The 9,907-nt window shown below is 51.8% G+C and carries 8 protein-coding genes; 3 read left to right on the top strand and 5 right to left on the bottom strand.

The genetic code is table 11. The features are described from left to right. Positions 1-150 precede the first annotated feature (150 nt). From DYU11_RS13990 to DYU11_RS13975, 4 genes are all read right to left on the bottom strand, one after another. Positions 151-1,146 (bottom strand): DNA-processing protein DprA, encoded by a 996-nt coding sequence (locus DYU11_RS13990; protein WP_158600285.1) that lies wholly within the window; start codon positions 1,144-1,146, stop codon positions 151-153. Position 1,147: 1 nt separating this feature from the next. Continuing rightward, positions 1,148-2,416: a hypothetical protein gene (locus tag DYU11_RS13985; protein WP_147367941.1), complete on the bottom strand. Its 1,269-nt coding sequence runs from the start codon at positions 2,414-2,416 to the stop codon at positions 1,148-1,150. Between the two features lie 508 nt (positions 2,417-2,924). After that, positions 2,925-4,025, bottom strand: a complete 1,101-nt coding sequence (locus tag DYU11_RS13980) for a TFIIB-type zinc ribbon-containing protein (protein WP_119668282.1) — start codon at positions 4,023-4,025, stop codon at positions 2,925-2,927. A 305-nt stretch (positions 4,026-4,330) separates the two neighbouring features. Then, positions 4,331-5,320, bottom strand: coding sequence for an SPFH domain-containing protein (locus DYU11_RS13975; RefSeq protein WP_119668281.1), 990 nt, complete (start codon positions 5,318-5,320; stop codon positions 4,331-4,333). A gap of 579 nt (positions 5,321-5,899) precedes the next feature. On the opposite strand from DYU11_RS13975, the gene DYU11_RS13970 reads away from it, so the two are divergent. Then, complete coding sequence (locus tag DYU11_RS13970; RefSeq protein ID WP_119668280.1) at positions 5,900-7,072, top strand: alpha/beta hydrolase-fold protein; 1,173 nt, start codon at positions 5,900-5,902, stop codon at positions 7,070-7,072. Between the two features lie 60 nt (positions 7,073-7,132). Here the strand turns inward: DYU11_RS13970 and DYU11_RS13965 are convergent, their stop codons facing one another. Then, positions 7,133-7,921, bottom strand: a complete 789-nt coding sequence (locus DYU11_RS13965; RefSeq protein ID WP_119668279.1) for an SDR family NAD(P)-dependent oxidoreductase — start codon at positions 7,919-7,921, stop codon at positions 7,133-7,135. 151 nt (positions 7,922-8,072) lie between these two features. Here DYU11_RS13965 and DYU11_RS33815 point away from each other — a divergent pair, with 151 nt between their 5' ends. After that, positions 8,073-8,198 carry a hypothetical protein gene (locus DYU11_RS33815; protein ID WP_262697108.1) on the top strand — a complete coding sequence of 42 codons (126 nt, stop codon included), beginning with the start codon at positions 8,073-8,075 and terminating at the stop codon, positions 8,196-8,198. Next, the gene (locus DYU11_RS13960) at positions 8,195-9,874 is read left to right on the top strand and encodes a sodium:solute symporter family protein (RefSeq protein WP_119668278.1); all 1,680 of its coding nucleotides are present in this window, start codon (positions 8,195-8,197) and stop codon (positions 9,872-9,874) included. Before DYU11_RS33815 ends, DYU11_RS13960 begins: the two co-directional genes overlap by 4 nt. The last annotated feature ends 33 nt before the right edge of the window (positions 9,875-9,907 follow it).

The raw sequence follows: 9,907 nt of genomic DNA, 5'->3' as shown, positions 1-9,907 counted from the left end.
AAAAAGGAGAAATTGCATCCCATTGAGGGTCGGTCAGTTTAGAAAACTGTTTAGTCACAGCTTTGGAGTTTGGTCGCTACAAAGGTGACCCGATCCTCAATATTCTTTATTTCCCAACACTCTCTTAGATTAAGTCTTGACTAACATAAATTACCCAAATAATGAATTATCTCTGTGTAAACTACCATAGGATTTGCTTAGAAGACTTTCTAACTCTGCATAGTCATCCTTCGTTTTAATAGTAAAAACTCTGCTTGTTATAATTTTATCTTCCTTCAATTCTGTAAATCTACTTAGCCCCTTTTTATAACCTTCAATAATGGCTGTGTTTGCTTCATAAGACGAAAGATGATAATCTTCGCCAACAGGATTTATAACTCCTATAGGTCTTGAAATTTCACAAAAAGCTTTTGTAGTGAATTTCGATCCTCCATCAAGTGAACTCTGAACTAAAACTAATCCATTAGAAAGGCCTGCTTGAATTCTACACGATTTTACAACAGTAAATGTATCTTCTTTCTTGTCAGGTACTATTTCTGAGACGATAAGGCCACCATTTTCAATTACCTTATCAGCATTCAAAGCTGTATTTTTTAACAATGTACGTTGACTGTTATAGTTTAGACCGCCAGCCATTACTCCAATTACATTTCTGTGAAATGACTGTTCAATCTTTACCGAGTATGAATCAATACCTGCTGCAAGACCATTGCATATTGTCCAGTTGGAGTTTGCAAAGAAAGAACCGACTCTTTCTGCAATCTTGATTCCACGCTGATTCGGCTCTCTTGTTCCAATGATACATACTGTCTTACTATACAGTAGATCCAAGTTTCCTTTGCAAAACAGAACAGGCGGTGGGTCTCTCAACTCTTTGAGAGTGGCTGGATAATCTTGATTATTCAAGCTAATTATAGTTATACCATCGTCATTACACTTAGTTATTATTTCTTCAGCATACTCAGTGGCTCTAAATAATATCTCATCCTCGAAAAGCTTACTATTTTCCGTAATAATACGTCTTAATTCCTCATATGCATTAGACGATGATACGCCTAAGCCAGTAACTTTCTTAATAAAAGCTGGCCCTATACCTTTTAGTTGAGATAGGGCTAATACTACTACGCTTTTGCTGTTGTACTTCACGTCAGAAAATATTTTCTATAAATTCGCCACAACCCTTTCCACCATAACGGGGTGACACACAAGATAAAAACCGTGTTCCTCTGCTCCTATTTATTTTAACTTGGAGCTTAGTGCCGCATTTAGGGCAAGCACGCTCACATTCAACAGTACTGATAAGATAGAACATAGTAATGAATAGAACGTTTCTTGCCCCTCTCTCAATAAATTTGCCACATATTGAATAAGCTGTGCCACCTGTAGTAAACTGGTCATCAAGCACAACAATGTTCTTGCCGCTCAGGTTTGTATTTCTATCAATGAAAATGTGTTTGTCTACAAAATCTCTTCGGCTTCTATAATCTTTCTGGTTGCGTATACTGCCCTCTATCTGTTCGACCCAACGAATAAGGTTGGCCTTCGGTATGTTTGTCTGGATTTGACTAAACAATTCCCCAAGCTTATTAGGTGGTTGTGTTGTCGCCTTATCTGATACGTATGTAAAATAGTCCCACAAAGTAGACGGCATACTATTTTGGACGCTCTCTATGTAGTATCCAATGGCATCACTCAAGTTTTTCAAAACCTCTTGTGAACGGTCGGCTCTGTGGAATTCAAAATATTTATCAGCTACTGCATATTTATCACATTGGCCAGCATTTTGTCTTGCGAGTGTACGGTAGGCTGTAAATCGTTCAGAGTTTTTTATAGTTTTAAATTTTACTGCTTTCGATGAATAAGCCCCCTTGAAAATTGCTTCAATCGCGAGTAAGTTTTGTGTAGGGTTATTCAGAATATTATGTATTTCATAAAAATCTTTCGCATAGAAAGTCGGCCCACTCTTTATATGTTTCCAATTTTGTCCTATTCCATCCCTGTTCTCTTGGCTACTCGCAAAATAGAAAGTAGTTAGTATCGTGGGAAAATTCAAGGCTCTACCTAATTCAATATCAAGCCATGTGTCCCCAATTACGATACTATTTTCAGGAGTTGCTTCTCCGTTCAATGTGGATTTTAGATAAGATGTGGTCTTGGCCGAGTTTGGTTTATCCGCGAGACTTAACGAAGGAAGCTGAAAAATTTTATCCGCTATTATATTCACATATCGAGGGTGGCTATCAGATATTATAATTGGCTTATGACCGTTGCTTTTAGCTCGTATTATAAATTCCTTAGCTCCTTCAATCAGGGGGATGTCAGCTACGTTGGTTTCTTCAAGCCCATCTTTATATGGTTTGAATTTTTCATGTGCTGTGTCTGTAAGTGTTCCATCAAGATCAATAAGTAAAAACATAAAACTGGTGTGCAACGATGAATCACTAATTACAAAGCAAACGGTTATACATTTTACACTTTGGATTTCGCAAGTAAGTTTACTTGCGCCATCAAGTGCTTCTATAAACTAAAACTTAGGGAGCCCAACCGGGGCATTTGTCCTGTCGAGCGAGACCCGCCTGGCTTGTTGAGATTGACCTACCCAGGCGTTTGACTTGTCAACCTAGGCATGGCCCACCAGCACAAACCTGCCTAATCGGGGCGTTCAACTTGTCGCCCGCAACCCGCTTTGCAAGCATATTTTGGCCGCTCCACCCAACGTGTTATTGTGCGTGATATCACTAAGCTACATTTAATTAAAATTCAGTGCGTTGTGGTTTAGCACTGTTTTAATTCAGAAACTAATTCTTCGGCTCATATAAACCGGTCCACAATCATAAATAAGTTACCTAACTTCTGCAAAGAGGTACGTATGAGAATTTATTAAGCGTAGTATAAATTTTTGAGATTAGTGTAGATAAATACTTTTACCGCTTCTGCGTCAGCCAGTAAATCAGCGCCACCAGTAGGATAAAGCTGCCGATTAGCAGCGCCATCTTCCAGGCGGATTTTGGGCGTTGGCCGGCTACCTGGCCCGTCTGGCCGTTGACCATGAAGCGGTAGAGCTTGCCGTTGTACGTGTAGGCGCAGATCCAGAGGGGCAGCAGCAGGTGCTTGAACGTCTGGTTCGTCAGGCGTGTGTCTACCTGCAGGCCCTGTTGCGTGTCGCCCCCCAGTTCGGCCGAGCAGGCGTTCATCTCGCGGTCGCGGATCAACGCTTCGGCTTTTTGGGCGCTTTCGGTTAAGTCGATGCTGTAGACCTCGGCTTCCCAGCCCAGCAGAAAACGGGGGTCGTAGTCCACTACGTCGTTCATCTCGTAACGGCTCACTTCCTGCACCGTCCCTTCCTGCGCCGATAGCTGCCGGGAGGCCATTGTCAGAACGTCGTCGTAAAAGGCGGAGTGGCTGCCCGACCGGTATTCCCAGCGGACGCGCCGTTGCTGCTGCGTAACGACCCGGCCGTTGGCGTCCCGGACCTCCACCGGTACGTAGTAATAGTAGCCCGCTTGGCCCACCCAGTCGGAAGCGGCCTGCGCATCGAACGTCCAGTAGGGGATGTAGATGCCGTGGAGCTGATCGAGCATGGCCCCGGCCTTCAGGTCCGAGGGGGCCAGCCAGTCGCTGCCCACCCACGATTTGAAGCGTTCGGTGGCCCCGGCCCGCGAAATGCGGAACGGCAGTACCCCGGCCGGTTCAATCAGTCGGGTTTTCTGCGCGTCGGGGTTCACGTTTTTGGAGCCGCAGAACGCACAGGTGATGGTTGGTGTGTCGAGGTTCACCTGCGTTTTAGCCCCGCAGTTGCCGCAGGTAAACAGCCGTTTTTCTTCCGTGGGGGCGCTGGACAACTGCTGGTTCTCAAAGCGGTACGTGAGCGGGTTCTCAACCAGTTTGGTTTTCGCGAACGGAATGTCCTCGGTGTTGCCGCAGTGCGCACAGGCCAGTTTTTGCTTGTCCGCCGAAAAGTGGAGTTGCGCCCCGCAGTTTCGGCAGGGCGCTTTAATAACGTCGGTGAGGTCGGGTGGGGTCATTGGTCGATGGAACCGCATCGGCGGCTCGTGTAGATGACGCAGAGCACACTTACTATCAACGTGAGTTGTAAATAATTCTGTAGCTTTCAGAGAGCATTTTTGTCATCCCGACGTCAGGAGGGATCTTTGGGCGCCAGACGGTATCCAACTTTTCCCGAAGATCCCTCCTGACGTCGGGATGACAAAATATAAAAACGCAAATCACTGATAGATAGCTAATTGGTCTATGCTTTATCCAGAACTAACGTTAATATCAAAAATACTAGTTATTTATCTGCATAAATCAGTGAAACCTGCGGCCAAACTTATAATCTCGCCAGCAGCTCCGCTTTTTTTGCGGTAAATTCCTCTTCGGTCAGCACCCCGGCCGCTTTCAGTTCGCCGAGCTGTTTGAGAAGTTCCAGCACCTGCGCTTTATCTTCCTTAGGGGCGGCTGCGGGTTGAGGGGCGTTGGCCGCGTTGGCGTTGTTCATGAAGTTGCCCAGACCACCCATCAGGATCGCCGTGCCGGCCGCACCACCGTTTTCGGCCGCGTCTTCGAGGGCCATACCCGCCTGAAACTGCTGGAAACGAGCCATATCACCGACCATGTTCATCTGCGTTGTCTTGTCCAGAAACGCTTCCACTTCGGGCGGCAGGCTGGTGTTCTCGATGTAGAAACGGGTCAGTTCCAGCCCGTAAGCCGTGAAATCGTCCTGCAACATCGGCCGCAGCTTTTCGCCCAGTTCCTGGTAATTACGGGCCAGGTCCAGAATCGATACATTGGCTTCGGCGACCGTATCCGAAAACTTGCTGACGATGGCCGTGCGGAGCTGGTCTTCTACGTCGGCGATGCGGACAATGGGGGTCGTACCGGCAAATTCCTTGATGAATTTACCGCCATCGGTGACGCGCAGGGAGAACACGCCAAAGGCCCGCACCCGTACCTGCTTAAACTCCGGGTCGCGCACGATGATCGGGTTTTGCGTCCCCCATTTCAGGTTGGTGAACTGCTTCGTCGACACGAAGTAGACGTCGGCCTTGAACGGCGATTCGAAGCCGAACTTCCACGACCGCAGCGTGGTCATGATCGGCATGTTCTGGGTTGTCAGTTCGTAGCGGCCGGGCGGGTAGACGTCGGCGATCTGCCCCTCGTTCATGAACACCGCCACCTGCGACTCCCGGACGGTAAGCTGAGCGCCGTATTTGATGTTATTGCCGTTATCCGGAAACTTCCAGATGACCGTATCGGTCGAGTTGTCGACCCAGTCAATGACTTCGATGAGTTCGTTGCGGATGAAATCGAAAAGGCCCATGCGGTTCGTGTGTGATTACCGGCCTAACATACGTAAAAATCTGGTGCAGTCGGCCGCCTTCTTTGCAGTGGTTATTGTAAGGATGGCGGTAGCGGTCAGACGTACCGTGCTGACCGCTACCGCCATCCTTACAATAACCACTGAGACTGACTAAACTTGTCACAAGTGCCCGTCGGATTGGCTTGCGGTCAGACGTACCGTACAGACCACGGCCAATCCGACGGGCAGCTGGCTGAATTAACATAAAAGTCCAGGTCGTTAGGGGTAGTACAAAGCGGTCTGTACGGTACGTCTGACCGCTTTGTACTACCCCTAACGGTGATAGGCTGTAGTCTGCCCAGTGGTCTGGTTGTAGCGTTTGCGGTCTTTGCGGTCAGACGTACCGCAAAGACCGCAAACGCTACCTGTAACGATGTTGTGGCGGGTTGACTGGGGAGTATAGGCGGTCAGACGTACCGTACAGACCGCCTATACTCCCTGATCAACCCGCAAGCTATAACCAGGAAAAGACGTTGTCTGAAAGTAGATCGGAAACTACCGTCACTTTCCGTCGTGATGTCCTGTTACGTATCACACGCTATGAACATACGCTTGTTTACCCTGCCGCTGTTGCTGGTGGGTTTATTGCCGGCGTTGGGTTGGGCCCAGTCGGCTGCCGGTGATTTTCAGCCGGCCAGTTCAAATCTGCCCGGTGCCGAATACCCCAAAATCGCCCCCAACTCGCGGGTGAGTGTCCGCCTGAAAGCACCCGAAGCCACGAAAGTACAGGTGCAGGGGGGCGACGGCCTGCAGAAAGACCCGCTGGATTTGGTCAAGGATGCCGAGGGAAACTGGACCGGTACCATGCCGTCGGCGGGTCCGGGTTTTCATTACTACTGGTTTATTGTCGACGGAGTCCGGGTGAACGATCCCGGCAGCGACGCGTATTTTGGGTACGGTCGTCCGACGAGCGGCATCGAAATTCCGACCCCCAACGAGGATTTTCACCAGCTCAAAACCGTGCCGCATGGCAGCGTGCGCGAACACTGGTATCAATCGAGCATCACCAGCAAATGGCGTCGGGCGTTCGTGTATACCCCGCCCGGCTACGATGAGAACCCGAAGAAACAGTATCCTATTCTGTACCTGCTGCACGGAGCCGGCGAAAACGAACGGGGCTGGTCGTTGCAGGGGCACATGAGCGCCATCCTGGATAACCTGATCGCTGAAAAGAAGGCCACACCCATGCTGGTGGTCATGGACAACGGCTACGCGCTTGTGCCAAACGAAGCCCCTGCCAATACCCCCGGCGACATGGTCAAACGGGCGGCTACGCTCGAACAGGTCTACCTCAGGGAAATCATACCGACGATGGAAACGGCCTACCGGACGCTGCCGGGCCGGGAAAACCGGGCCATGGCGGGGCTGTCGATGGGTGGGCTGCAAACCATGCTGATCGGGATGAAGCACGTAGATATGTTTTCGCACTACGGCTTTTTCAGCGGGGCCATTTTCGGGGACATGCTCGCCGACCCGAAAACGGCCTTCAACGGGGTGTTTGCCGATGCGAAGGCGTTTAACAACAAGGTCAGGGTGCTCTGGTTCAGCGCGGGCAGCGAGGAAAAACGGTTCGTCGAGATGGCCGCCGATGCCCGCAAAAAACTGGGGGATCTGGGCATCAAATCGACGTATTATGAATCGCCGGGCACCTACCACGAGTGGCACACCTGGCGAAGATGCCTCCATGAGTTTGCACCGTTGCTGTTTAAATGACAGACCTGAGCTGACCTCACCGAACGCCGGCTCGGGCCGACGTTCGGTGAGGTCAGCTTCTTAAATCACCGTCCCCCCATCCACGTAGAACAGGCTGCCGGTGCAGTACGACGACGCCGGCGATGCCAGAAACAAGGCCAGCGGGCTCACTTCGTCGGTGGTGCCCATGCGGGCAATCGGCAGCCGGTCGGTGAAGTGGGAGAGGATCTGCTCATTTTGCCAGAGCGCCTGGCTGAACTTTGTCTTGATCAAACCGGGGCAGATGGCGTTGACGCGGATGCCGTCGGGTCCCCATTCTTTCGCCAGGACTTTCATCAGCATGTTCAGGGAGGCTTTGCTGACGCTGTAGATACCCAGCCCCGGGTCGGGTGTGTGGCCGGCGATGCTGCTCATCATGATGATGCTGCCCCCGCCCCGGGATTTCATGCTTGGATATACCAGCTTGCTTAGTTCAAACGGGGCCTTTACGTTGGCCTGCATGATCTTGTCGAAAGCGCCCCCGTCGCAGTCGAGGGCGGGGCCGAACACGGGGTTGGAGGCCGCGTTGTTAACCAGAATATCGATACCGCCGTACGCGTCGATGGTTTTATCGACCAGTTGCTTCAGTTGGTCCAGATCGCCGACGTGGGCCGCGATGCCCGTAGCGTCGCCCCCCTGCGCCCTGATGTCGCTGGCCAGCGCATCGCAGGCGTCCTGCTTCCGGCTGCTGATCACCACTTTCGCGCCGAAGCGGGCGTAGAGCCGGGCAATGTCTTCGCCGATGCCTTTGCTGGCTCCGGTAATGATGGCTACTTTATTGGTCAGGTCGAAAAGTTGCTGCTGGGGCGATAACGTTGACTCGTCTTGCATGTTTTTTGTATTGGATTATGCGTTTGCAAACTATACCATCAATAAGGTAAATCAAAGAAAAAAGGGTATTTGTGCCATAAACACATAGTTTACGCTCGCTTACATGGTTTTCCCCTATTTTCGCCGTTATATTGGTAAACCCACCTATTCTATGACTGATACGTCTGCTGATCTTCCTCCCTTCGTGCGTACCTGGCCCCAGCTTTACGCCATCGTCATCGGGGCCTTAGTGGCCGAAATCATTTTGTTTTACGGCTTGATGGTCTGGTTTTCATGAGTGGACTGGATTGGGGCGTTTTACTTATTACGTTGCTGGCCGTGATTGTCTACGGCGTTGTCCGGAGCCGGGGCAGCCGTAGTATGGACGATTATCTGCTGGCGGGGCAGTCGCTGCCGTGGTACCACGTTGGGCTGTCGGTTATGGCCACGCAGGCCAGTGCCGTTACGTTTCTGTCGGCACCCGGTCAGGGCTTCACCGACGGCATGCGGTTCGTGCAGTTTTACTTCGGCCTGCCGCTGGCGATGGTGGTGCTGTCGGTTACGTTCGTGCCGATTTTCCACCGCCTGAAAGTGTTTACCGCTTACGAGTTTCTTCAAAACCGGTTCGATACCCGCGTCCGGACCCTGACCGCCGGCCTGTTTCTGCTGCAACGGGGCCTGTCGACGGGGCTGTCGATTTATGCGCCGGCCATCGTTCTCTCCACGCTGCTGGGCTGGAACATCTACGTAACGAACCTGATCATGGGCAGTATCGTACTGATCTACACGGTGCTGGGCGGAACCAAGGCCATTTCGCACACGCACCTCCAGCAAATGGCGGTCGTTACGCTCGGTATGGCCCTGGCGGGGTTCCTGACTGTCCGGATGCTGCCCGATAACGTCGGGTTTGTCGAGGCCCTGCACGTAGCCGGAAAGGCCGGTCGGATGAACCTGATCGACCTTCAGTTTGATCCGAACAGCCGGTACAACATCTGGTCGGGGCTAATCGGCGGGTTCTTTCTGCAACTGTCGTATTTCGGTACGGACCAGTCGCAGGTAGGGCGCTACCTGACGGGTAACTCCATCGGTCAGAGTCGGTTGGGGCTGCTGATGAACGGGCTGCTGAAAATACCGATGCAGTTCCTGATCGTGCTGGTCGGGGTGCTGGTGTTCGTGTTCTATCAGTTCAATCCATCGCCCCTGTTTTTTAACCAGCAGGAAACCGACCGGCTGGAGCAAAGTCCCTACGCCCGGGAGTATCAACTGGCGGAGATCAAGCATCAGAACCTGACGACCCAGCGCCAGCGGGCCGTAACGGATATGCAGGTGGCCCTTCAGGCCGACGACCAGGCCGGGCAGGAAGCCGCGGCTACGCTGCTCCGGGAAACCGACGAATCGCTCAAAGCCGTGAAGGCCGACGTAGTGGGGCTGATCAAGAAAAACAACCCGGTTGCCGACACGAACGACGTGAATTACATCTTCCTGCGGTTTGTGCTCGATTACCTGCCCCACGGCCTGATCGGGCTGATCATCGCCGTGATCTTTGTCGCGTCGATGGGATCGATTGCGGCAGCGTACAATTCGCTGGCGTCTACTACGGTGGTGGATGTGTACAGCCAGCTCATAAAGGGCGGAAGCGATGCGCACTACGTCCAGGTGTCGCGCTGGGCTACCATCGGCTGGGGCATATTCTGCGTGGTGGTAGCTCAGTTCGCGAACCAGTTCGGCAGCCTGATCGAAGCCGTAAACATCCTCGGGTCGCTGTTCTACGGCGTTATTCTGGGCGTCTTTGTGGTAGCGTTCTACGTCAAATCCATCGGCGGACGCGCTACGTTCTGGGCCGCTGTCGTTGCCGAGGGGCTCGTTATTCTGAGCTGGTACCTCAACCTTACCGCGTTCCTGTGGCTCAACGTCATCGGATGCCTGGCCGTGGTAGGTATCGCGTGGGTGCTGCAAAAACTGTTCGCCCGCTAACGGCCCGCTCGACCGGGTAGAAGAGGAACTAGC

It is taken from the genome of Fibrisoma montanum (genome assembly GCF_003583365.1).
GTDB lineage: Bacteria > Bacteroidota > Bacteroidia > Cytophagales > Spirosomataceae > Fibrisoma > Fibrisoma montanum.
This window is presented reverse-complemented; position numbering and strand designations above follow the sequence as displayed.

Coding starts and splice junctions, on each gene's coding strand:
- DYU11_RS13985 (WP_147367941.1), bottom strand. CDS start 2,416: ATGTTTTTACTTATTGATCTTGATGGAACACTTACAGACACAGCACAT.
- DYU11_RS13980 (WP_119668282.1), bottom strand. CDS start 4,025: ATGACCCCACCCGACCTCACCGACGTTATTAAAGCGCCCTGCCGAAAC.
- DYU11_RS13975 (WP_119668281.1), bottom strand. CDS start 5,320: ATGGGCCTTTTCGATTTCATCCGCAACGAACTCATCGAAGTCATTGAC.
- DYU11_RS13970 (WP_119668280.1), top strand. CDS start 5,900: ATGAACATACGCTTGTTTACCCTGCCGCTGTTGCTGGTGGGTTTATTG.
- DYU11_RS13965 (WP_119668279.1), bottom strand. CDS start 7,921: ATGCAAGACGAGTCAACGTTATCGCCCCAGCAGCAACTTTTCGACCTG.
- DYU11_RS33815 (WP_262697108.1), top strand. CDS start 8,073: ATGACTGATACGTCTGCTGATCTTCCTCCCTTCGTGCGTACCTGGCCC.
- DYU11_RS13960 (WP_119668278.1), top strand. CDS start 8,195: ATGAGTGGACTGGATTGGGGCGTTTTACTTATTACGTTGCTGGCCGTG.